This window comes from Moraxella sp. CTOTU47616 (assembly GCF_032017465.1).
GTDB lineage: Bacteria > Pseudomonadota > Gammaproteobacteria > Pseudomonadales > Moraxellaceae > Faucicola > Faucicola tetraodonis.
On sequence record NZ_DALZPU010000007.1, the window covers coordinates 38,370 to 62,209 of the forward strand.

Sequence of the window (23,840 nt, forward strand, 5' to 3'; positions counted from 1 at the left end):
GCAAAAAAATGCAAGTATTTCATACCATCAGCGCATTACGTGACACCTTAAAACCTTTACGCCATCAAGCGGCCGCGCCAAAGATAGCGCTGGTCCCCACGATGGGCAATTTGCACAGCGGTCACGTGACCCTCGTCAAAAAAGCCAAGGAACTTGCCGATATCGTGGTGGTCAGTGTGTTTGTTAACCCAACCCAATTTGGTGTGGGTGAAGACTTTGATACCTACCCACGCACGCTAGAGGCCGATGTGGCAAAACTTACCGAGGCGGGGGCAAATTTTGTATTTGCCCCAAGCGTGGAAGAAATGTACCCAACCTACCCTAACAACGTGCAAGTGCTGTCAGGCGATATCAGTAAAATCTTGTGTGCCAACACTCGCCCCACCCACTTTGATGGTGTCGGCTTGGTGGTCAGTAAACTGTTTAATATCGTCCAACCTGACATGGCTGTTTTTGGCAAAAAAGACTATCAACAACTTGCGATTATCCGCCAGTTGGTCGCTGAGCTAAATTTCCCGATTGAGATTGTCGGGGTAGATATCGTGCGGGCTGAGGACGGTTTGGCATTATCGTCTCGCAATCAATACCTAAGCGAAGCAGAACGTCAACTTGCCCCAACCTTGCAAAAAAGCTTGCAACAGCTTGCCAATGAGTTAACAACTGCCAATTTTGCCGATTTTGACAAAATTATTGCCGGCGCAATCGATAAGTTAAATCGCGTGACGGTGGCTGATTCAGGCTTTAAAGTGGATTATTTGGAAGTTAAAAATCGCTTATTACAACCGCCGAAGCCCACTGATAAAGACTTGGTAATTTTGACCGCCGCTTTTTTGGGCAAGAAAACACGGCTTTTAGATAATTTAGAGTTTAGCCGGGAGTTAAATCAGGAATTTAGTCCGGAATTGAATCAGCAATTGGGTCAGCAATCGGCTAGTGATTTTAATCGACAACCTACCACCGCATCTGTGAAGGATTAACTATGTCAACGCTACAAGTTATCATTGTTTCAGGACGTTCAGGCTCGGGTAAGACATCGGTTCTCAATATTATGGAAGACTTTGGCTATTATCCAATTGATAATTTGCCACTTTCGCTAGTCCCTAGTGCCATTGATAAACTTGTACATGACAGCCAAATTTATAAAATCGCTATTGGTATCGATGTACGCTCGCCACAAGCGGACTTATCGCGGTTTGCCGAGGTTTATCATAAGCTGATAGAGACTTATAGCAAACCGGCGATTAAAATACTGTATGTGACTGCCCAAGAAAGCGTCCTGGTGGCACGGTTTGATGCCACGCGCCGTCTGCATCCGTTAATGGCGGTGTCGGGTAATCTACCCAATGCCATCAAAAAAGAAATCGATATTTTAGAGCCGATTGCCATCCGCGCTGATATCAAAATTGACACAAGCCTGCTTAATATCCACCAACTCAAAGAAGTCATCCGCGATCATTTGGGCGTGGATAATGCGGTAACCGTCAATATTTTATCCTTTGGGTTTAAATATGGGGCACCGATTGATGCCGATTTTATTTTTGATGTGCGTACCCTACCAAACCCCCATTGGAAGATTGAACTGCGCAACCAGACAGGGTTAGATGATGATGTCAAAGCATTTTTTGATGACTATAGCGAAGTAGATGACATGGCGAATGATATTATCGCTTTTTTTAAAAAATGGCTGCCGCCTTTTTTGCACAACAATCGCCATACCGTGACCATCGCTATCGGCTGTACTGGGGGCAAACACCGCTCTGTGTATATCGCAGAGAAATTGGGCGAATCACTGACCCAGTCGCTACCCAAAGAGATGGTAGTACGTATCAAGCACCGTGAAAAAAATCGCTGGTAGCACGTTTTGAATCAACTTTGTACTGATGATTGATAACTTTGAGATTGATAAATGATTAATTTTGCTGAAATGGATATGGCGGTTAGCCGTACCGAACTAAAAAAAGCCCATGAACGCCTACAGCGACTGGCTGAGCCGCTTGCCAATTTGTCAAAAAAACAAATGAAGGCACTCCCTGCCAGTGAGTTTTTTTTGGATGACTTGCTGCAGCTTGCCGATATCACCAGCCATGAAGCACGTAAACGTCACATCAAGCGTTTGGGCAAATTACTGGCTGAAGAAGAACCGCATGCGATTGTCGAATTTTTATTTCGCCATACCTTTAGCCCTGAGCAACAAGCCAAAATTGAAAGTTGGCAAACGCGCCTAAATTTGCAAGATGACAATACCTTAAAACAATTTACCAAAACCTTTTTTGACAGTGAATTCAACACCATCAAGCAGCTACTGATTTGGATTGCCTACGCCGAATACACCCAAGATGATGAACTGATGGAAGAGAGTGTGGCTGATTTACACACTTATATCCGTCAAGTGGCGATTTTGTCCAAAGGTAAATAGTTAGATTGACTGCCAGTTTTCTAACCCCTCATCCCTATGTGGCTTGGCTAGTGGGTATAGCGGATGACTGTATGAGTAATTTATCCGCTCTGCATTGGGTTATCGCGATACCCTATGAGTCGATTTTTTACTGTCAAAGTTATTTTCATCATAAAATAACGTAAAATTGCTTTTATTTTATAGAGTGAGCCGCTAAGGTATGCCATCAGCCTTAGCCATCCTGTCCGCAATGAGTCATTTTCACCAGTTACGTCAACACACCCAGTCCAATCCCAACTATCCCAACCAAATTCGCCAGTGGCGCGTGATTGTCATGGCGATTTCGGCATTTATTTTTAATACCACCGAATTTGTGCCAATTGCGCTGCTGTCTGACATTGGTCATAGCTTTGCTATGCCGGTAGAAACGGTGGGGCATATGATCACCATCTATGCTTGGATTGTGGCTATTTTGTCGCTCCCTGCCATGCTTGTCACTGCCCGTATCGAACGGCGCAAGCTATTGATAGCATTATTTGTTATCTTTATCGGGGGGCATGCGGTGTCGGTGATGGCGCAAAGTTTTGCCATGCTGTTGGTTGGACGGGCATTGATTGCGCTAGCGCATGCGGTGTTTTGGTCAATTACCGCAAGCCTTGTGGTGCGTGTGGCGCCCAAAGATCGTCAAACCAAGGCCTTGGGGCTACTGTCGATGGGTAGCGCGCTGGCGACGGTGCTTGGGCTGCCGTTAGGTCGGATGGTTGGGCAGTGGCTTGGGTGGCGGATGACGTTTGGTACGATTGGCGCGGCTGCGCTGTTGGCAATGATTATGGTGTGGTGGATTTTACCAAAACTGCCGAGCAAAGATGTCGGCTCAGCGGCAAGTTTACCCAGTATTTTTAATAATATCCCCTTGCTCACTGTCTATACACTCACTGTGCTATGTGTGACGGCACACTTTACGGCATATAGTTATATTGAGCCTTATATGCTGACGATTAGTCAGTTTAGTCAGCAATTTGCCACGGTGATTTTGCTGAGTTTTGGGGTGGCAGGGTTGCTAGCGAGCTGGCTATTTGGGCACTTTTATGACCGTTTTCCACGGGCGTTTTTGATTAGCGCGATGGCAACGCTGCTGTTTTCGTTGTTGGCATCCGCTTGGCTGCCCCATGTGCCAATCTTATGGCTTGCCTTAGCGATGCTATGGGGCTTGGCAATTACGGCGATTAGCCTTGCTTTGCAGCTACGCGTATTGCAGCTTGCGCCGAATGCCACTGATGTAGCGATGTCAATTTTTTCAGGAATTTATAACATCGGTATCGGCGGCGGCGCGTTCGTCGGTGGATTGGTGATTGCCAGCCTAGGACTGGCGATGGTGGGTTATGTAGGGGCAGGTATCGCGCTCATTGCCATGGTTTGCCTAATGGTGTATTTGGCGCGCAACCAAAAGTAATCAAACCCAGTAGCTTACTTGTAATTGGGCTTGCACTTAGGCTTACGATTGGGCTTGCTTGCCACCGAATTTTTCCACTGACAAGTTAACTGACATTCAGCGTTTCTACCAATGCCTGTTTGAGTTTTTCTAGTCGCTCATCCGATAGCGGTTTGTCTTCATGGTCAGTGATAAAGAACATATCTTCGGCGCGCTCACCCAATGTGGTAATGCGGGCAAAATGCACTTCAATATCATGCGCCAAAAACACCTGCCCCACACGCGCAAGCAAGGCTGGCTGGTCAAGGGTTTCCAAAATCATCATATGCTGATTGGATTGCGGGTTAAAACTAAAAGACACTTTGGTGGGCACATGAAAATGCTTGAGCTGTCTGGGCATGCGTCGCTGCGCCACCTCAGGCAGCGTTGGGCTAATAAAGGCTTGTTTTAGACGCTCAACGAGCTCAGTTTGGCGCTCGGTATCAGTGAGCAGTGTGCCATGTCGGTCAAGCAGTACGTAAGAATCTAGGGCAAAATCTCGCGAGGCGGTGATGACGCGCGCATCGAGTACGTCCAAATCCATTTGGTCAAACACGGTCATGGTCACCGCAAATAAATTGGATTGGTCATGGGTATAGATAAACACTTGCACAGCATCGAGTGCCAACTCACGATGTTCACGCAAAATAATCAGCGGCTCGGGTTGCTCGCTCTCTGTGCGTTGTTTTTGTACCTCATCATGCGCCATGATGGCTTTGGAATGCCAAACAATATCGCTTGGGACTTCACGCAAAAAATACTCTTCCCCTAGCCCGTCCCACAGGCTTTCAATGTCAGCCAAGCCATTATCAACCGCTAGCAAATCACGGGCACTTTGCTTGTTACTGGCAATCATGTCTTGGCGGTTCATCGGCGCATCGATATCAGCCCGCAGGATACGGCGGGTTTGGGTATATAGTTGACGCATCAAGGTTGCGCGCCAACTGTTCCAAAGCTGTGGGTTGGTGGCATTCATATCGGCAACGGTGAGCACATACAAATAATTCAAATAAGTCACATTTCCGACTTTATCGGCAAATTCTGCGACAACTTCGGGGTCAGAGATGTCTTTTTTCTGCGCGGTCATCGACATCAATAAATGCTGAGACACCAACCAGCCGACAAGCTCGGCATCGGCTTGGCTCAAGCCATGGGACAAGCAAAACTTGATGGCATCTTGCTCACCAAGTTCACTGTGGTCACCGCCCCGACCTTTGGCAATATCATGAAAAATCGCGGCCAACACCAGCATCTCTTTACGGTCAATACGGCGGTAGATACCACTGACAAGCGGATAGGTATCAACATAATTGTCATCGGTAAAGCGGTGCAACATACGTATCAACATCAAAATATGGGCATCCACCGTATAACGGTGGAATAAGTCATATTGCATCAACCCAGTAATTTGCCCAAAAGCAGGCAAATAGCTACCTAGCACGCCATAACGTTTCATGACTCGCAGTCGCCAAAATAGCAGATTTTGCTCTTTGAGATTGTCCATAAACATAGCTTTATTGACGGGATCATTGCGAAAATGCTCATCAATGCCGCGTGCAGCGATTTTCAAAATCCTTAGCGTGCGGGTACGAATATGGCGAATATTTTGCTGACCCATCAACAAAAACATTTCTAAAATCGCGGTCGGATGTTGGGCAAACACCCGCGTATGCGTCACCGCAATGCGATCACCGACCAGTTTGAAGCGCTCATTAATCACCTTTCTCACCGGGCGCTGTTCATCAGGTAGACGCGCCTCAATCAACGTTTCATAGTAGTGCTGGGTGAGCATTTCAGACAATGTTGAGTTTGACATGGCATAGCGGTAATAATCGCGCATAAACTGCTCAACTGCGGCATTGGGATGCGAATTGTCACGGTAACCGATGCGCTCAGCAATCAGGCGCTGATAGTCAAATAAAACACGGTTTTCATTGCGTTTGGCAATTTTGTGCAGATGATGGCGAATCAACCACAAAAAATCTTCTGCTTCTTGCAGCTCATCAAATTCTTTTTCGGTAATAAATTCTTGCTGCACCAGTCCAAACAAGTTTGTCACGCGAAAATAGCGCTTACTAATCCAGCCGACAGTATGAATATCTCGCAAGCCCCCAGGCGCGTTTTTAAGGTCAGGCTCTAGGTTATACTCCGTCGAATTATGTTTAAGATAGCGCTCTTTGGCTTCTGCCATTTTGGCCTCATAAAACTTGGTTTGTGACCAGTTTTTATTGAGTAGCTGCATCGGCAACCCAGCTTGGGCAACATTGCCTACCAAAATTCGTGCTTCTAACAGACTTGTTGCTACCGTGATATCATCGTGACAAGCCTCATCGCATTCTTCAACGGAGCGCACCACCAAAGCAGGATCAATCCCAATATCCCAAAGCTTGGCGACGAACGGCGAAATTTTTTGATTCAATGCTTCATCAATCGGGTTTGGACTTAACAGCAATAAATCCACATCCGAAAACGGGTGCAACTCCCCACGCCCATACCCTCCTGTGGCAAACAGCGTCAAATCGGTTTGATCGAGTTCATACAACTCAAATAAGGCTGCCATCATACTATCAATCGCACAGCAGCGCCCCATGACGACTTGGCGAATCGGTGTGCCAGATACCAACGCCTTATCCAAGTCCGCTTCCACTACTGCTAACCAAGCGGGTATGCCAAGATTGGCTTCGCCTTGCAGGCTAAGCACAGGCAGTGGGGTAAAATACGGTAGTATCGGTGGGCAAGTAAACATAGCAAATCCTAATCGACGCCATTGTTATCAGAGTTAGCAGAGCAATTTTAAGTATTACAAATTTGATGCAAAAAAGCTAGCCGCCGCTTGTAGCGAAAACTTGCGCTTAAAAACTTGGGCTTAAAAGCTCAGCAATAGGAAAATTATTGCTTGTTAATTATTGATTGTCAAAAGACGGTGACGCTGGCTCGTCATCAAGCAGGGTGTTGTTATGGGTGAGATAGGGGCATTTGTCTTTGCGAAAGGCATGGGTCAGATGTTGTGCGACAAAATTGACGGTTTCTACGGGCTGTTCGCTGGCCGTTTCTCGCAATAGTTTAGAGGGTGCATGGGTTAACGTTTGGGTGAGTTTACGGGTCAGTTCGGTTAACACGGCTTCGGCTGCATGACCATCGGCAAGCTGCTGTAAGGATTGGCTTAAAATCATATCCGCATGGTGTTTGGCTTGCTCACGGTACTGCTGAATATCCTGACCCACTTGGCGCACCAAGTATTTGCGCTCAATCGCCACCACGATTTGGCTCACCAATAATTCTGCTTCTACGGCAGCTTGGCGACGCTGTTCAAGGTTGCCTGCAATCACATGTTGTAAATCATCGATTGAGTATAAATACACGTCATCTAGCTCACTGACGGTAGGGTCAATATCGCGAGGCACGGCCAAATCAATCATTAACATGGGCTGATGACGGCGCTGTTTTAACGCCTGTTTCACCATGGTTTTATCAATCAAGGTATATAAGCTACCGCTACAGCTGGTTACAATATCCGCTTGCGGCAACACGCTGGGTAATTGATCAAGCGGGGTAATCTCAATCTGCGGCACAATCGTTTCAAGCTCAGAGGCAAGCAGCGCGGCACGCTCAGGACTACGATTACAGATGATGACTTTGCCGACACCTAAACCTGCAATATTGGTCGCAACCAACCGATTCATCTCACCTGCCGCGACCACCAGCAAAGTGTTGTTGCTAGGTTTTTGAAAAATTTGGGTCACCAATTTGGCGGCGGCAAAGCCTAACGACACCGCTTGTGAGCCTACCCGCGTTTCGTTACGCACTTGTTTGGCGGCGGCAAATACCTGCTGAATCACCCAGCTAAGCTTACTCGAGATAGCTTCTTTGGCACGGGATTGGCGCACCGCCTGTTTGATTTGTCCCAAAATCTGCGGCTCGCCCAAAATCATCGAGTCTAGCCCAGACGCTACCCGTACCCAATGTAGCAGTGCATGGTTATTTTGATATTGATACAGGTGTGGCGCGATTTTTTGCATGGGCGTGTTTTTAAAAGCCGCTAGCCATTCAATCACTTGTGACATCGTACTAGTAAGGGTCTGTCCTTCGGGGGCTAGCGCATAGATTTCAGTGCGGTTGCAGGTCGATAAAATCACCGCGCCTTGGGTGATCGCTTTGAGCGAATCTAGGGCAATCGGCAAATCTTCAGCAGCAAACGCCAATTGCTCACGCATGGCAACTGGCGCTGTTTTATGATTTAACCCAATAACCAGAAGCTGCATATAACGTAATGACCTTAAAAATGACCGCGTTTATCAAAGCCGATTTTTGTGAACCCAAGTTTGCTAGCTAAGTGTGCTAGCTAAGCGACATCCAGCCCATATCAGCCTATCGACATTTGTCATGCTTGATAACACAGGGGGAAAAGTGGCAATATCAACAAACCTACAGCAACTTAATAATAACCACTTAATAAAAGTAAAGTAGAAAAGTGGATTATTATACCATTGCTAATAACAAATGAAAAACATCCTGCTTTTTTGATTCAGGGAAATTCTTTAGCCACGCTTTAAAGCATTACAATTTAACGCATTAACATGTCTAGCATGCCTAGAATTTTGAACAGTCAGTCGAGCTATTATGGTATTTTTTTACTTAACTCTGCCACATCTGCTCGTTTGGTTGCTATTTACCCATACGATTTAACCATAATTCTACATAGTTGAACCCGTCGTAGCCGTATAATTCAATTTTATCATGAACATTTTGTTACATCTTACTTGTCACTGATTGTAATACTGACTGTGATTTTTAGGTACGTTACTGTCCAAGCGAGCTAAATGCGAAAGTTGTTTCCAGCGGTTATTTCATCGGCTTGTTGTGCTATGCGTGGTTGTACCATCAATCCACGCTTTTTTGCGTCGAAATATGTCAAGCCTTATTGTTTATCGATTTATTTACCGATGCATTTATCAACACCGTATCAACTCTTTGTCAAACTAAAGCCTAATCTGAAATCTAACCTAAAACCACTTGATGTATTTAATTTTACTGCTTTAGGCAAAAATGTAGTCGCGACTACGCTCACGTTGGCGAGCTTATTGTTTAGCCCAGCGGTTTTTAGTGCGGGGGCAAATTTTGCATCCGCTAGTCAGTCTGTTAATAAGCCGAGTGCTGTGGTCAGCACCCACAAAGCTGCTGCCAAACCTACGGCGCGTCCTACGCCGCCGATATTGCAACCTACTAGCCTAGAGAAAAATGTTGCCAATGCCGTCACCCAGCCCAGCCTGTATGCGATTTTGATGGCAGAGTTTGCCGCAGATCGCGGTCGTATCGATCAGGCGTTAGCGACCTATAAGCAGCAGTCTTTTTTAGCGGATGCTGCCCCCGTCTTTGAACGCGCACTGGGTTTATCTTTACAAAATGAACCGCCACAGTTGTCGCTCGCTTTTGCCAACGCTTGGCAGCAGCAAAACCCTGACCATGTGCCGGCGATTTTTTATGTGACCCATTTGGCACTCAAAGCGCACGAGTATGAATTAGCCGGTGAAAAGCTCAATCAAATTTTACAGTACGATCCTGACGCTGATTTAAGTCAGATTTTGATTGGGATTTATCCCACCGAAACCCGTGACCAAGCTGAACTGCTTGCTACGCTCAATCGATTAGACATCAAAAACAACCCTTCACTACTGGTCATGAAAGCAGGTCTGTTGCTACAGTTTCAACAGCCCAAAGCCGCGTTAGTGGCGATTAATCGGGCGCTTAAAACCAACCCAAAAAGCCCGGCTTTTTTGACGTTAAAAGCAGATATTCTGCAAGCGTTATCGCCCAGTAATCAAGTGATTGTGTTTATTGCGCAGGCGCGTAAAACCGTGCCTGACAATAAAGCGCTATTTGTCTATCAAATTCGCTATATGCTAAAGCAAGGCAAAAGCGCGCAGGTCTGGCAACAGCTCAATGCCCGTACTAATCAGCAGTTTTTGGCAGATGAAGAAATCAAACTACTGGCCGCTTTGGTGGGTATTGATTTAAAAAAATACGCCGCAGCAGATCGCTTGCTCAAAGCGTTGATTGCCAGCCCCAACTTTAAGGACCAAGCCAATTATTATTTGGCTGTCAGTGCCGAACGCCAGAACCTACTCAATGATGCGATTGGCTACTATGGCAAAGTGATGCAACCTGACTTGGTGCTCAAAGCCAGACAGCAACAGATTGATTTATTAATCTCGCAAAATCGTTTTGAGGAAGCGATTGCCAGTAGCATCAAATTACGGGAACAATTTGACAGTTTTGCACCGCAAAGCTACATCATGCAAGCCAACATTTTGCAAAAAAATAACCAAACCGCGCAAGCGTTAGCTTTACTTAATAGCGCACAAACCAGTTTACCCAATAATACCGATATTTTATTTGCCAAGGTATTGTTACTGCCCGATGATGATGACGTCAGTAAACTGCGACTGTTAAAAGAGTTGATTCGCCTTGCACCGACAAATGTGGATTATCAACTCGAATATGCGCAAACCTTGGTCAATTTAAAACAAAATAATGAAGAGGTGACCGCCCTACTGACGGCATTAATCAATGACAAAGAAGTCGGTTTAAAGGCGCGGCAAATATTGTCGCAACAAGCGCTGCATCAGTCTGATAACGCTATCGTCATTAGTCTGTTATCAGATAATTTTGATATCGTACCCGATGTGATTAGCGGCCTGCTGCTACAACAAGCTTACTTAAATTTGGGCAACCAAAAAGAAGCGGCTCGCATCAACCAAATTTTGGTCAATGAACTCGGTTATCAACCCGAAAATCTACAATAGCGCTGTCTAAAATCGTCTCTAAGCATGACGACTAGCGAGCAATGAAGGTTGTAAAGCAGATAGATGACAGGTAAATAGCAGGAAAACGAGAGATAAATAATAACCGCTTTTTCACCAATTTGAGCAGTTAAGCAAAACAGGCTTAACAATGGCTATTTATAGTTTACCCATCAGTTTTTTAAACAATCATACTTGAGCAAAACCAGTTAACATTTGATGAAAACTTGATTAACAAATTTGATTAACATTTGAGGATATTATGCATTTATTACCAGCGGTCACCAGCAAAGTCACGGGGTTAACTATTGCCTGTTTGGGCATCAGTAGTATGCTGCTAACAGGCTGTCAGTCAGTACAGGCAACAACTAAGCCAATCCCAGCCAAGCCTGTCGCCACAGGGATGACAACCCCTATGGTCAATACCCAAACTGCCACGGCGCCATCGACTACCACTACTGAGCAAGCGGACACAAGTACGCTATCAAGCGCGCAATTTACCATCAATGGTAAAATTGGCATGACCACGCCGCAGCAGGCAGGCAGTGCGTTTTATATTTGGACACAGCAAGGTCAGAACTTTGCGATTGAGATTGCCGGTGCGATGAATGCCGGTCAAACCAAAATCAGCTACAATGGTCAATCTGCGACGTTAACCAACGAAAAAGGCACCATCAATGCCGCTAACCCTGAAGAATTGCTATTACGTGCAACCGGTTGGCAAGCGCCCATCTCACAGCTGCCTTACTGGATTCAAGGACAGCCAGCACCCAGTGATGCCAATGGTAAAAAAGACAGCACTAATCGTCTAATCAGTGCCCAAAATGGCGATTGGACAGCCAGCTTTAGCTATAGCAACAGTAACGATAAACTGCCTTCTCGCTTAACTGCCAGTCATCCGGGTGGCTATAAAGTAGTGATGACCATCAATCGGTTAAGCTAGCCATGAAACCAAAAAAAGCGTGGGGTATTCCTCAACGCTTTTTTATACCTTTATGCTTTTATACGATGAACTGTTAGCATTATGAATTTTTTGCGGATGCATCTTTGGCGTAGAACCGACACCAAGCCCATGCCACTGCCGCGCAAATCCCCCATGCCAAGCTCATAGATACTAGCGTATGACTGAAAAAATGGTCACCTATCAACATTTTATACCCACCCATTAGCCAAGCTATCACCGTCACCATCGCTGCGATTTGCCAGCGCTTGTGCCAAAGACTTGGGATAAACGCCCAAGCATACAGGGCAAACCCAGCACTGGCATGCGCCGCAGGGAAACATTTTGAGCGGGTGCCGGCTTGGATATCTTCTAGTATCGTGAGATAGCGATATTCACCGCCAAAAATTTGCAAGTGATTGGGACACACCACATGCGTCACCCCTTTAAGCGATGCGATAATCAAAGGTACCAATACCATCACGACGAATAGATAGCCCATTTCGGTCAGTGATAGTCGCTTAAAAGGCTTAAACCATACCTGTTGCTTGGCAAGCCAGTGACTTGATGGATGGCGTTGTAATAAGTAGCGTTGTAGCCATGCGATTGCCATATAGATTTCAAACGCAATTAATAATCTTTTGGGAATGGTATAAAAAATTAAGTTAGGGAGTAGTGACTCTTTGGCAAGCAGCCAGCCATCTGTGGGGGAATAAAAATACTGACTGATGGCTACATCAATGGCGCTGTGCTCCAGCGTTAGCGTAAAGATAATCGCCAGCACCAGTCCGAGCGCGGTCTGCCTACTGGCAAAATTTTTTAATTTAGCGATCTGTATACTCATCTATTTTGAACCATCTATCTTGCCATCACTGTCGCTGGAGTTGGACGCACTTGTTATGTCTAACATTACTTAAATGGCTCTAATTACCCAAATAGCTTTACTGGATAACTTTACTGGATAACTTTACTTGATAAACAAGGGTTTGCCTTGTACGGTTTGCGCACGCACATCAAACAGTTTTAACAAGGTTGGGGTAATAGCATCATGGGTGAGCTCAGTATTAGATGGCACTGCTTGAATGCCTGAGTGTTTACCTGCCCAAAACATCGATGCGACGTGTTTTTGCGCTTTAGGTGCGATTTTATAAGGCATACCATGTAAATAAATGCCATTTTCGCCCAGACTTTCACCGTGGTCACTGACATACAGCATCGCTACTTGGTGGGTGCTGTCATATTTGCCTAACCAGTTCACCGTTTTTGCCAAAAAGTCATCGGTGGCAAGTAGCGCATTGTCAAAGGCATTAATCACGCTTTGTGGGTCGCATTTGGCAAGTTCATTGCTTTGGCAGACTGGGGTGAATTTTTCAAATTGCTTATCATATCGTTTAAAATACGCAGGTCCGTGATTACCCATTTGGTGCAGCACAATTAGGGTGTCCTGGTTAAGCGTATTCTGGTTAGCTAGTTGTTTGACGTAGTCATCTAAGCCTACTAGCATACCCACATCGCGGCACTCGCCATAGGGGTTGGTATTACACATCGTATTGTTGCGCGCGGTTTTATAATCGACAAAATCTGCCGCGGGCAAACGATTAGTGACGCCTTTTGAGCTTGAGTTGTTATCACGCCACAAGATATTGACCTTTAGGCGATGTAAGGTATCAAGTACGTTTTCTTGGTAGTTGGCGGTATCCACATCGTAGTCTTTCATACCGACATAACTAAACATACAAGGCACCGAATAAGCGGTTGAGGTACCACAGGCGATGACTTGGTTAAAATTAGTTACCCCAGCCGTCGCTGCCATCTGCGGGAAGGTGGTTCGGTTATACCCATTTAGCTGCACATGGTCGCCGCGCGCGGTTTCCCCGACCACCAATACCACCAGTTTTGGCTTACGGGTGCTGGGATTGCTCACCTGTACCGCATCGGTGGCATGCATGATTTGGGTTTTGGGAGCTTGTGCTTGTTTGAGCTGTATACTGGCAAGTTTACCCAGTGCATAGACAGGGGTTGCAGGATTGGTATAGCTACGAAGCTGTTTATGCTCACGGAAAAAACTGGCGTAATTTTTACTCATCGCCAAAATCGGTAACACCACCAAGCCAAGGCTGACCAAATACGTCAAGCCGCGCTGCAATATGCTGCGCTTAATGGGCGGAAATGTGACCTTTTGCCACACCACCCACACACTAGGCAATACCCCAAGCAATAAAATGCGTAAGATAAAATTGACGTTAAACAAATCAGCGCTTTCTGCTTTATCGGTTTGTAGCGCGTTTTGTAGCATATTGACATCATAGACAGTGCCATAGGTATCAGTAAAATACGCCGTGACTGCCGCGGTCAATAGCAAAAAAATCAATACCGCTTTAAGGGTATAACGATAGCTAAGCAGCACAATAACCAGTAGCATCACACCACATAGTACCAACGGCAATGAGCCGATAAACCCAATATGCTGGGCAAACGGATAGACTTCAGTGGCTTTATCAAAGAAAGTAACGTTTGCGGTCAGGGTCAAAAATAGCGCGACAATACCCATCATCACATAAGCATTAATACCTTGCTGACGCCATGCTACCCATCGAGAGTTATTCACTGACATACGATTACTCACCTTATCCAAATGCACCAAAAAATAGCCATTATATAATAACTAAATTTAGGATGAGGCTATCATACAGATTTAGCTTAACTGAACCTTAAGACACCCATCTATCCCGCAATTATGCTAAAAAAACCACCGCAATCGCTACAAACATTAGGTAGTGACAGCGACACAGAGAGTTGATAACGCTAAGCGGTGGCAGACTGTAAACTGGCAAACGGAATAAAGGCGAGTAATGGCTCATAATCCTGTTTGAGCTCACGTTTTCGATAATAATCTTCCACCATACGCGCTTGCTGCTCTATGCCATAACGACCAAATGGCTTATTGGCTTGCAGCTCGTAGCGATAGCGCCGATTAAGCAGGGCGCGGCGAAACACCTTAATGCCTTGTTGGATTTGCCAAACATGGGTCAATTCATGTACCAGCCACGCGCGCAGATAGACATTTTGCTGACTAAAATCATCACAAAAATCTGCTGGATGAAAATACACATGACCGTTGGGACTGACCGCATAGCCTTTGAGCACCCACCATGCGGTTTTTAGGCGTATACTATCAAGCTGTAACGTATCACCAAATACGCTACCCGCGATGACTTTTTCGCCCGCCGTTAGTGGACGGCATCGAGCAGGTTGTTTTGAAAAACACATCATCATTTCACAGAGTCTATCCAAGATTTGGTTAAGCTAAAAAAGCCATCACGGCTTGCCAACGCCTTACCAACGCCTTGCAAGCTTTTATTTTTAGCAAAAAACACGGAATAACACTTATAAGTTTGTTGGTATCCTAGTGACTATTTTATACTAAATCACCATGCGCTAATTAAAACGTGCGCTAATTAAAACGTGAGCTAATTAACAAGGAGGGCTTTATGCCATTAGAATCCGTTGCCATCAATAACTTTGAAAACAACAGCATTGACGACCCTGAACTCAAATTGCGGGTGGAAAAATTGTACGACAGCTCGCCTGAGTTTACTACAGGTCGTGATGCTGTGGCGTTTTTTGAAAAGGCCTTCGCCAAAGGTGATATCCTTTATTTGGGGATGTTTAATGAAAAACCGATTGCCGCGATTGGCTGCTTCAATGAAGGCATCGAGTCTAGCCGCTTGCTACAGTACATCGTACTACATCCTGCCAATCGCGGGCGCGGTCTTGCCCCCAAATTTGTCAAACAAGTCACCGACATTGAGCGCAAAAAAGGCAATACCAAGTTTGTACCGGGCTGCGGTGCGATTCATCGTATTTTAGCCATGTACGAGTTGATATAAATGGGTATTTTGCCAGTTACTAGCAACTTTTTGCAAAAAGTTTAAAATAGTGCTTGACACCTTTGGCGATTTTTAGTTTAATAGCCGCTCAAATACTGATGCTGACAAACATGGCGCGGTAGCTCAGTCGGTAGAGCAACGGATTGAAAATCCGTGTGTCGGCAGTTCGATCCTGCCCCACGCCACCATCATTTGTCTTAGGTATAAATCGATTAACCCCAAGCTTATTAGTTTGGGGTTTTTTGTTGTCGGTTATTTTTATATCAATTACCGCCAAACTTAACTGTCTAGCGGTTTTATCAGCTTAAATCTTGGCACAGCTTCGCCATTGACTTCCACCGTTTCGGCAAACATCGCAAGCGGTCGCACCCAAACCCCATACGCTTGGTAGAGCGCACGGTAGACGACCAACTCCTCTTCAGTTTCGCTATGTTTGGCGATGTGCAGCACTTGATACAGATTGCCTTTGTAGTGCTGATAAATACCCAATGTAATCTCAATCACGAGTTTTGACATCCAATAATTCAATTTCAAAGGTTAAGTCTGAATTTGGCGGGATTTTTCCGATTTGGCGCTCACCATACGCCAAGTGACTTGGCACAATGAGTTTGCGCTTGCCACCAACTTGCATGGCTATGAGATTGGCAGGGTTTTCAACTTGGGCTTGATAGCCGATTTTTTGGGCGTATTCGCCACCCAAAACGCCCACGTCCCAACCTTTAATCACCCGCCCTGTGCCAATCACAGCTTCAAAGGGTTGCCCGCGGTGATGCGATGAGTCAAATACCGTGCCATCTGGCAGATAGCCCGTGTAATGCGCGGTAATCAGTGCCCCACGCTCGGCAGTTTTACCTGTGCCGATAATTAGGTCCTGAAATTGCAGTTTACTTGTCATATTTATTTTCCGTTATTTTCGTTATTTTCCCTTATGCGATAGTTGGATAAACTCTTGCACTTGCTGACACAGTATGTCCCATAGGTTAAGCTGGGCATTGACGCTTCCCCACGCATTATGGGGGGTAAAAATCACTCTTGGGTGGTCTTTAAGTGTGAGTAATGGGTCGTTGTCTTTAATCGGTTCATATTCAAACACATCTGCCCCATAGCCCAATAATTTACCTTGTGTAACGGCATCAGCCACTGCCTGACTATCGACCACGCCACCGCGCGCGACATTGATAATCAACGGTTTTTTTGTCATCTTGGCAATGCTATCGGCATTCACTAAATGCTGCGTTTGCTCGGTCAATGGACAATGCAGGGTAATGACATCGGACTGAGCAAGGACATCATCAAACGCGCTATAGTCGCTATTTCTTGGCGGTTTGTTTTGGTGTTCGGCTATCAATACTGTCATACCAAAGACTTTGGCAATTTCCCCAACCCGTTTGCCAATCGTGCCATAGCCAATAATGCCCAGCGTTTTGCTTTCAAGGTCAATGAGTGGTGTATCGAGCAGACAAAAGCGACCATCTTTTTGCCAGTCACCCTTGACCACTTCATGATGATAGTGGCGAGCCGCTCGCATGGCTGAGAGTATCAGCATAAAGGTATGCTCGGGGACGCTTTTGACCGCATAGCCTGCGACGTTTTTAACAGTAATGCCGTGCTTGTCACAAGCGTCTTTATCGACGTTGTTCATCCCTGTGGCGGTCAGTTGGATGAGTTTGAGCTTTGGGAGCTGCGCGATAATTTCGGCGGTAAGCTCAACTTTATTGGTGATGACAATATCCGCGTCTTGGCAACGCTCAATGATGATTTTGGGGTCATTGGGCGTTTGCGCATACACTTGATAGTCGCTCAGTTCGTGTGGGGGTGCTAATGCTAAATCAGCGGAAAAGGTGGCTCGGTCGAGGAAGATGGCTTTCATTTTTAAATCCCTTTTTATTCAAATAATTCGTTATGTGTTCCTGCACGAGTAAAATAAACTGTTTCAAATTTTGTGATGGTTTGAATTTTGTAGATTAATAAAAAATCGCCACCCACATGTAACTCTCGAAATCCTGCCCAATTTCCTTTTAGTTCATGGTCTTTCCACTCTGCCCCTAACGGCTCATTATTGGCAATTAATAACAGCATGACTTCTTTGAGCCTGACCATGTCATAACGCCCTGTTTTCACTAGCCTTTGCCAATCATTCAAAAAATCTTTGGTAAAATCTGAGGCTCTTGGTAAATTCGTGCGTTTTGAATTAATCGGCTTTTTCGAGGGCATCAAACAATTCCTTGTTACTGCTAAATCGGGCTTGCTTGTCTGCAATCATGGCTTCAACGTCTTGCATCGCACGTTGCGTGGTGGCGTTAGGAATTGCGACGTCAAACGGAATAGACTTTGTTGCCGTAACTTGACGTAAAAATAGACGAATCGCTTGCGCAGGCTTAATACCCAGTTCGTCAAACACTTCAAAGGCTTGGCGCTTTTCATTGGCATCAAGTCGAAATTGATACATAGTTGATTGTGTCATAGCTACTGACCTCTATAAAAAGCAAAAATGTAGTGATATTGTCACTACATTTTAAAATAAAACCATTGGTTAAGCAATATACTTTAGGAAATCGTCACTTTGGCATACGCTTTTTTGCCTGCTTGAATGACCACCGTTTGTCCTGCAGTGAGGGCAAATCCTGCATCCACCACCTGCCCATCCACTTTCACCGATTGGTTTTTCAAAAAGTCTTTCGCTTGCGCTGAGTTTTTTACCAAATTGGCTTGGTTTAACACTTGGGTGATAAATAACTGCGCTTGCCCATCAAGGCTAATCGTCACTTCTGGCAAATCCACTGGCAACTCACCTTCTACCAAGCGATTGCCTGCTGATTTGTGCGCGTTTTCGGCGGCTTCTTTGTCATGGAAACGCTCAATCAGCTCTAGTGCCAAAATACGTTTGACTTCTTGCGGATTGCGCCCGTTTTCGATGTCTTTTAGCAAGGCTTCGACTTCATCCATGGGTTTGAAGCTAAGTAGCTCAAAATAACGCGCAATCAAAGTGTCTGGCATGGACAAGATTTTTTGGTACATGGAGCCTGCGCTGTCATAAATGCCGATGTAATTGCCAAGCGATTTGCTCATTTTTTGTACGCCGTCTAAGCCTTCCAAAATCGGCACGGTGATACAGACTTGTGGCACTTGACCATAGCGAGATTGCAAGGTGCGACCCATGAGTAGGTTAAAGGTTTGGTCAGTACCACCTAGCTCAACATCGGCCTGCATGGCGACTGAGTCATAACCTTGCACCAGTGGGTACAAAAATTCGTGAATCGAAATCGGCGTTTGGCTGTGATAGCGTTTTGAGAAGTCATCGCGCTCGAGCATACGAGACACGGTTTGCTGGCTTGCCAAACCAATCATGTCGCCTGCCGACATTTTGCTAAACCACTCGGAGTTAAACATCACTTGGGTTTTGGCAGGGTCAAGGATTTTAAATACTTGCTCTTTATAAGTTTGGGCATTCTCCAGGATTTTTTCTTCAGACAACGGCGGACGAGTGGCATTTTTACCCGTTGGGTCGCCAATGCGAGCGGTGTAATCCCCAATCAAAAACAACACCTGGTGTCCCAAATCCTGAAAATGCTTGAGTTTATTGATTAAAACCGTATGACCCAAGTGCAAATCGGGTGCGGTCGGGTCAAACCCTGCTTTGACTCGCAGTGGGCGGTTTTCTTTGAGTTTTTTAATTAAATCGTCTTGCGAAATAATTTCGTGCGTACCACGTTGGATGAGTTTGAGTTGTTCTTCTGCTGTTAAAAATCTATGAGTAGAATCGGTCATGCTTACCTCGAAAAAAGCGCGGGTTAAAACGGCTAAAAAAAAGTGAAGTTTAGCCATTATAGCAAATTTGCAGATAAAGTAAGGCAGGCTTTTAGTATGCTATAATCAAGGCACTCTCTACTTTCACAGCCCGAACGAGAATAATTATGAGCCAAACGTTGCCGACTGGACTACCTGCCAACCTGCCTTTTGATGAAGGATTTTTTAGCCATTTTACCAACATCATGGATGATATGATGACAACCAAAGAAAACCCGCTTGCCGACTCGCCGTATGTGATTGGCATGATGGGTGGCACCAGCCTTGACGGACTCGATGCGGTGCTGTGCCAGTTTTATGAGATTGATGAAGACAATGATGAGCCTGTCGAGATTTTGGCGACGGTAAGCGAGCCGTTTCCCGATGATTTACGCGCCGTGTTGTTAGCGCTCACCCAACCAAACGGGGTGGCACAACTCATCGCTGATGATAATTTGGCGTTCGAGAGCGAACTTGATGTATATGGTTGGGCGAGTGTGTTTTATGCTGAGTTTGCCGCAAATTTGGTCAATCAATTGCTCGACAAAGCGCAGGTGACCCCTGATGAAGTAACTGCGATTGGTTGTCATGGGCAAACTGTGCGTCATCGCCCACAGTGGTCATTTAGCTTGCAACTGCTTGACCCGAATGTACTCGCTGAGCGCACTACTATTGCGGTGGTGAGCGATTTTCGGCGCCGTGATATGGCAGTGGGTGGGCAAGGCGCGCCACTCGTGCCTGCGTTTCACCAAGCCATGTTTGCTACACCGCCTTATCATGCCGATAAAGTCATGCCAAAAGTGATTTTAAATTTAGGCGGTATTGCCAATATCACCGTACTTGATGGCAGCGATGATGTGATTGGATTTGATACAGGGGTGGCAAATTTGCTCATTGATGCTTGGTGTCAGCGTCATACCCAACAAGCTTATGATCACAATGGCGATTGGGGAAAATCCGGACAAGTGCTTGAGCCGCTATTAAATTTGCTTTTGACCCACCCATTTTTTGCCAAGCCGTTCCCAAAAAGCACTGGGCGAGAGGAGTTTAATTTGGCTTGGCTTGAGGCTATGCTAGAACAATTGGGTCAGCAATTCCCCAATTTGGCGTATTCACCTGCCGATGTGCAAGCGACGTTGGTGGCGCTTACCGCTAAATCCGTCAGCGATGCCATTGTGTCCGTCACTGATGGTGCGCAAGGCGAGTTGTTTGTCTGTGGTGGTGGGGCATTAAATACCTATTTAATGAGCCGTTTACAAGATAATTTAGCCACTTGGAGCATACAAACTACTGATAAAATTGGGCTGTCGCCGTTGTGGGTTGAAGCCGTAGCGTTTGCGTGGCTAGCTCAGCAGACAATTTTGAACGTACCGAGTAACTTACCCAGTGTCACAGGGGCAAATAAAAAAGTGGTGTTGGGGCAGGTGTGTTTTTAACACGGCGTGTGTGTTTTACGTCGACAATGATGACAATGGTATTGATAGCACTTACTTATAGCGCTGATGTATAGCGCTTGCCTTCCACTTTGGTTGTCTTTGAGCAATTCCTAATATTGTTCAACGAGCTATAGATATATACAATCAACCTAAAGACGTTAAAGTTATTGTGTTTACACTCGTACACTATTTTTGCTAAACTTTCATAAAATGTTATTCAAAAAATATTATTCAAAAATTCGAGCATGAAATGACCACAAAATTTAGCCAAAAAAAGCCCCGCTACGACGAACGCCCTGACCATGAGCGTATTGTCATCACCGGCATGGGAGCCATTACCCCGCTAGGACTCGATGTAGAGAGCACTTGGCAACGGCTCATTAATGGCGAAAGCGGTATCAAAGCGATTAGCCATTTTGACGCCACTGACTACCGCGCACAAATCGCCGGCACAGTGGATGGGTTTGATATCGGCTTGTACATGAATGCCAAAGACGCGCGTCGGTATGACACCTTTGTGCAATATGGCGTTGCCGCAGCAGCACAAGCCTTGAAGCAAGCAGGCTTTATCAGTGAGTTACAAGCCGCGCCTGTACAGCAGGTTGACCCCGACCGTATCGGGGTGATTATCGGCTCAGGGATTGGCGGTATCACGACCATTGAAGACACAGCGGTAAAACTTCATAGCGAAGGTCCGCGTAAAATCTCGCCGTTTTTTGTGCCCTCAGCCATTGTGAATATGGCAGCTGGACAAGTGGCGATTCGTCATGGGATTAAAGGGTTAAATCTTGCCACTTCTACCGCTTGTACCACAGCGACTCATGCGATTGGCTTGGCGGCAAGGTTGATTGCGTATGGCGATGCCGATGTGATTTTGGCGGGCGGCTGTGAAAAAGCCTCAAGCCAGCTGGGTATTGGTGGTTTCTCGGCAATGCAAGCGTTATCAACGCGCAACGATGCACCGACCAAAGCCAGTCGTCCATTTGACAAAGACCGTGATGGTTTTGTGCTGGGTGATGGTGCAGGCGTGCTGGTGATGGAAAGCCTTGCCCACGCCAAAGCGCGCGGTGCGACGATTCTGGCAGAGTTTGTCGGCTTTGGCATGAGTGATGATGCCAGTCATATCACTGCGCCACCGGAAAATGGTGAAGGTGCCGCTATGGCGATGCGCCACGCCTTGAATGATGCTGGCATTGCACCCAGTGACGTTGGCTACATCAATACCCATGGCACCAGTACCCCAGCGGGTGATGTGGCAGAGAGTCGTGCGATTGCGAGTATCTTTGGTGAGAACATGGTAGTAAGTTCCACCAAATCGATGACCGGTCATCTACTGGGCGCTGCAGGCGGTATCGAAGCGATTTTCACCGTTAAGGCGCTGCAACAACAAATATTGCCACCGACCATCAATTTGGATCATCAAGACCCTGAGTGCAAGCTTGACTATGTAGCGCATACAGCCCGTAAAGTCGACAACTTAACCCATGCGATTTCTAACAGCTTTGGGTTTGGTGGTACCAACGGCTCGCTGTTGTTTGCCAAATGGCAGTCACGATAAATAGCAATCACTGCGATGATAACATTGACCCTTTCATTAATCTTTTAACGGTGTGAATTTTGAAAACGGCTATTGAAATTGTAGCCGTTTTTTCGTTAAATGAAGCTATCCTATTTCATCCTTAACGCTGGACACCATTCATGTCAGGATTTGCCTTCTCCCACCAATTTTCAAAGCGCTGGCTCGCCACCCCTACCCCTGTCAAACACGCCATTATTCAAGAACTCGATGATATCGTTACCTTGCTTTACCCCGATACCGACCTTGATGAATATGAGTTTAGCGTGCCTAATCTGCATGATAAAGTCGAAGAATTACTGGCTATCGAGCGTGACCACCAAGAAAAATTACAAGCGCAACTACGTGAGCGAGAGCTTGAAGAGCAACGCCTAGAACAAGAAAGATTGGAACAACACAGACTGGAACAAGAACGCTTAGAAAACAAACGCCTAGAAACCGAGCGCTTGGAAAAAGAGCGCCTTGAGCAACAACGACTTGAAGCTGAGCGTTTAAAACAAGAAAGGCGTGAAGCAGAACAGCTTGAACAACAGCGCCTTGAACAAGCACAGTTAACACAGGAAAACGAAAAAGAACGCCAAGCGCAAGAGGAACGTCTACAACGTGAACGCCAAGCACAAGATGACGCAGCCATTGCGCTACTCGAGCAAGAACGCGCCATTGCCAAACAAGCGCATCTAGCAAAACAGGCAAACCCACCCCAACCAGCGACGCAACTATCAACTGGCTCAATCGAGGGTGCAAATCACGAGCTAGATGAACAAGCTCAAACCACGGATACCGCAACCAACGATGTCACGATTGAACGCCATCGCAGTGAGATGGTCTATGCCATTGATCACACTGATACCGCTGATAACACTGATAACTTTGCTGAGCCGTTAGCTGATGACACAACAGCGGCCGTGATGACCCATGAAACGAGCGTTACTGACCCACTTGCCGATATTGACAACCCATCTATCGCCACCACGCCCGCTATTGAACAAATCAAACAAGATATCGTCAAACAGCTGCAAGGCTATATCGACAACTATTTGCTCGAATCAATGACGCTGATGAATGAGGATTTGAATCAATGGCTCAAAACCGAAGTGGAAAAACAGCTGACTGTTCGTTTATCACAAAGCCATTAAACAGGCACTTGACTAAAGATATCGTTAGATAACCCATAGTGATGACGGGCTTTGATACATTGCTCGTCACCTACTTGTACCGATTGGCAGGTGCTTGAGCGTTTATCATAGATTTGGCAAGCCACCGAGTTACCGACTTCGCCAGCGAGTGCCACGCATCTGACCGGCTTTGTTTCGGTACCTTTCATACAGGTATAAAAATCATTGACTTTGACCGTCATCTCCTCGGGGATACCGAGTGCCTCGCCTTCTGCCCAATAAAAAGACACCCGATAGTTAGCGCAACATGCGCCACAGTGCATGCAGGTATCGCTATCCGAAGCTGCGCTTGATTTAAAAAAAATTTCTGCCATTGTTACAATGCCATGTCATTATCATTGTTAACTACCCATTTCAGCCAAAACGGCTAA

The 23,840-nt window shown here is 45.9% G+C and carries 22 protein-coding genes and 1 tRNA gene; 11 read left to right on the plus strand and 12 right to left on the minus strand.

All coding sequences use genetic code 11. From position 1 onward, the window contains the following. The first annotated feature begins 8 nt into the window (after positions 1 to 8). The 4 genes from panC (at position 9) to RTS10_RS08705 (ending at position 3,848) form a co-directional block, all read left to right on the plus strand. Positions 9 to 977: a pantoate--beta-alanine ligase gene (panC, locus tag RTS10_RS08690; RefSeq protein WP_312539995.1), complete on the plus strand. Its 969-nt coding sequence runs from the start codon at positions 9 to 11 to the stop codon at positions 975 to 977. Positions 978 to 979: 2 nt separating this feature from the next. Beyond that, positions 980 to 1,855 carry an RNase adapter RapZ gene (gene rapZ, locus RTS10_RS08695; protein ID WP_159375564.1) on the plus strand — a complete coding sequence of 292 codons (876 nt, stop codon included), beginning with the start codon at positions 980 to 982 and terminating at the stop codon, positions 1,853 to 1,855. Between the two features lie 51 nt (positions 1,856 to 1,906). Beyond that, complete coding sequence (yjgA, locus tag RTS10_RS08700; RefSeq protein WP_065253902.1) at positions 1,907 to 2,416, plus strand: ribosome biogenesis factor YjgA; 510 nt, start codon at positions 1,907 to 1,909, stop codon at positions 2,414 to 2,416. A 199-nt stretch (positions 2,417 to 2,615) separates the two neighbouring features. Beyond that, entirely contained in the window at positions 2,616 to 3,848 is a 1,233-nt protein-coding gene (locus tag RTS10_RS08705) for a sugar transporter (protein ID WP_312116002.1), read from the plus strand. An 85-nt stretch (positions 3,849 to 3,933) separates the two neighbouring features. Here RTS10_RS08705 and glnD read toward each other — a convergent pair whose 3' ends face one another. Next, positions 3,934 to 6,612 carry a [protein-PII] uridylyltransferase gene (gene glnD / locus RTS10_RS08710; protein WP_312539997.1) on the minus strand — a complete coding sequence of 893 codons (2,679 nt, stop codon included), beginning with the start codon at positions 6,610 to 6,612 and terminating at the stop codon, positions 3,934 to 3,936. Between the two features lie 157 nt (positions 6,613 to 6,769). After that, positions 6,770 to 8,128 carry a glutamyl-tRNA reductase gene (gene hemA, locus RTS10_RS08715; RefSeq protein ID WP_312539999.1) on the minus strand — a complete coding sequence of 453 codons (1,359 nt, stop codon included), beginning with the start codon at positions 8,126 to 8,128 and terminating at the stop codon, positions 6,770 to 6,772. Between the two features lie 558 nt (positions 8,129 to 8,686). Here hemA and RTS10_RS08720 point away from each other — a divergent pair. Next, entirely contained in the window at positions 8,687 to 10,669 is a 1,983-nt protein-coding gene (locus RTS10_RS08720) for a tetratricopeptide repeat protein (protein WP_312540001.1), read from the plus strand. Between the two features lie 259 nt (positions 10,670 to 10,928). Beyond that, on the plus strand, positions 10,929 to 11,609 hold the full coding sequence (gene lolB / locus RTS10_RS08725) for a lipoprotein insertase outer membrane protein LolB (protein ID WP_312540003.1): 681 nt from the start codon (positions 10,929 to 10,931) through the stop codon (positions 11,607 to 11,609). A 79-nt stretch (positions 11,610 to 11,688) separates the two neighbouring features. On the opposite strand, the gene RTS10_RS08730 is transcribed toward lolB, so the two are convergent. From RTS10_RS08730 to RTS10_RS08740, 3 genes are all read right to left on the minus strand, one after another. Further along, on the minus strand, positions 11,689 to 12,450 hold the full coding sequence (locus RTS10_RS08730) for a PAP2 family lipid A phosphatase (RefSeq protein ID WP_312540006.1): 762 nt from the start codon (positions 12,448 to 12,450) through the stop codon (positions 11,689 to 11,691). Positions 12,451 to 12,573: 123 nt separating this feature from the next. Next, the gene (locus tag RTS10_RS08735; RefSeq protein WP_312540010.1) at positions 12,574 to 14,220 is read right to left on the minus strand and encodes a phosphoethanolamine transferase; all 1,647 of its coding nucleotides are present in this window, start codon (positions 14,218 to 14,220) and stop codon (positions 12,574 to 12,576) included. A gap of 191 nt (positions 14,221 to 14,411) precedes the next feature. Continuing rightward, positions 14,412 to 14,882: a type IV secretion protein Rhs gene (locus RTS10_RS08740; protein ID WP_312540012.1), complete on the minus strand. Its 471-nt coding sequence runs from the start codon at positions 14,880 to 14,882 to the stop codon at positions 14,412 to 14,414. A gap of 215 nt (positions 14,883 to 15,097) precedes the next feature. Between RTS10_RS08740 and RTS10_RS08745 the strand changes: the two genes are divergently transcribed. Beyond that, positions 15,098 to 15,496, plus strand: coding sequence for a hypothetical protein (locus tag RTS10_RS08745; protein ID WP_312540014.1), 399 nt, complete (start codon positions 15,098 to 15,100; stop codon positions 15,494 to 15,496). Between the two features lie 112 nt (positions 15,497 to 15,608). Next, a tRNA-Phe gene (locus RTS10_RS08750) sits at positions 15,609 to 15,684 on the plus strand. 91 nt (positions 15,685 to 15,775) lie between these two features. On the opposite strand, the gene RTS10_RS08755 is transcribed toward RTS10_RS08750, so the two are convergent. From RTS10_RS08755 to tyrS, 6 genes are all read right to left on the minus strand, one after another. Beyond that, positions 15,776 to 16,012 carry a DUF1653 domain-containing protein gene (locus RTS10_RS08755; RefSeq protein ID WP_286130682.1) on the minus strand — a complete coding sequence of 79 codons (237 nt, stop codon included), beginning with the start codon at positions 16,010 to 16,012 and terminating at the stop codon, positions 15,776 to 15,778. Further along, positions 15,993 to 16,391, minus strand: a complete 399-nt coding sequence (locus RTS10_RS08760) for an FKBP-type peptidyl-prolyl cis-trans isomerase (RefSeq protein WP_203171225.1) — start codon at positions 16,389 to 16,391, stop codon at positions 15,993 to 15,995. The genes RTS10_RS08755 and RTS10_RS08760 overlap by 20 nt, the downstream gene beginning before the upstream one ends. 21 nt (positions 16,392 to 16,412) lie before the next feature. After that, positions 16,413 to 17,366 (minus strand): D-2-hydroxyacid dehydrogenase, encoded by a 954-nt coding sequence (locus RTS10_RS08765; RefSeq protein WP_100274309.1) that lies wholly within the window; start codon positions 17,364 to 17,366, stop codon positions 16,413 to 16,415. A 14-nt stretch (positions 17,367 to 17,380) separates the two neighbouring features. Further along, positions 17,381 to 17,710, minus strand: a complete 330-nt coding sequence (locus RTS10_RS08770) for a type II toxin-antitoxin system YafQ family toxin (protein WP_050325297.1) — start codon at positions 17,708 to 17,710, stop codon at positions 17,381 to 17,383. Beyond that, positions 17,688 to 17,960 carry a type II toxin-antitoxin system RelB/DinJ family antitoxin gene (locus RTS10_RS08775; protein ID WP_062333167.1) on the minus strand — a complete coding sequence of 91 codons (273 nt, stop codon included), beginning with the start codon at positions 17,958 to 17,960 and terminating at the stop codon, positions 17,688 to 17,690. The genes RTS10_RS08770 and RTS10_RS08775 overlap by 23 nt, the downstream gene beginning before the upstream one ends. 83 nt (positions 17,961 to 18,043) lie before the next feature. Then, positions 18,044 to 19,264 carry a tyrosine--tRNA ligase gene (tyrS, locus tag RTS10_RS08780; protein ID WP_312540016.1) on the minus strand — a complete coding sequence of 407 codons (1,221 nt, stop codon included), beginning with the start codon at positions 19,262 to 19,264 and terminating at the stop codon, positions 18,044 to 18,046. A gap of 224 nt (positions 19,265 to 19,488) precedes the next feature. Between tyrS and RTS10_RS08785 the strand changes: the two genes are divergently transcribed. From RTS10_RS08785 to RTS10_RS08795, 3 genes are all read left to right on the plus strand, one after another. Continuing rightward, positions 19,489 to 20,718: an anhydro-N-acetylmuramic acid kinase gene (locus RTS10_RS08785; RefSeq protein ID WP_312540058.1), complete on the plus strand. Its 1,230-nt coding sequence runs from the start codon at positions 19,489 to 19,491 to the stop codon at positions 20,716 to 20,718. 250 nt (positions 20,719 to 20,968) lie between these two features. After that, positions 20,969 to 22,276: a beta-ketoacyl-ACP synthase II gene (fabF, locus tag RTS10_RS08790; protein WP_312540019.1), complete on the plus strand. Its 1,308-nt coding sequence runs from the start codon at positions 20,969 to 20,971 to the stop codon at positions 22,274 to 22,276. Positions 22,277 to 22,416: 140 nt separating this feature from the next. Next, a complete protein-coding gene (locus tag RTS10_RS08795) occupies positions 22,417 to 23,430 on the plus strand; it encodes a hypothetical protein (RefSeq protein ID WP_312540020.1) in 1,014 nt (337 codons plus the stop codon). Here RTS10_RS08795 and RTS10_RS08800 read toward each other — a convergent pair. Next, positions 23,427 to 23,783, minus strand: a complete 357-nt coding sequence (locus RTS10_RS08800; protein ID WP_312540021.1) for a YkgJ family cysteine cluster protein — start codon at positions 23,781 to 23,783, stop codon at positions 23,427 to 23,429. The genes RTS10_RS08795 and RTS10_RS08800 overlap by 4 nt on opposite strands. Between the last annotated feature and the right edge of the window lie 57 nt (positions 23,784 to 23,840).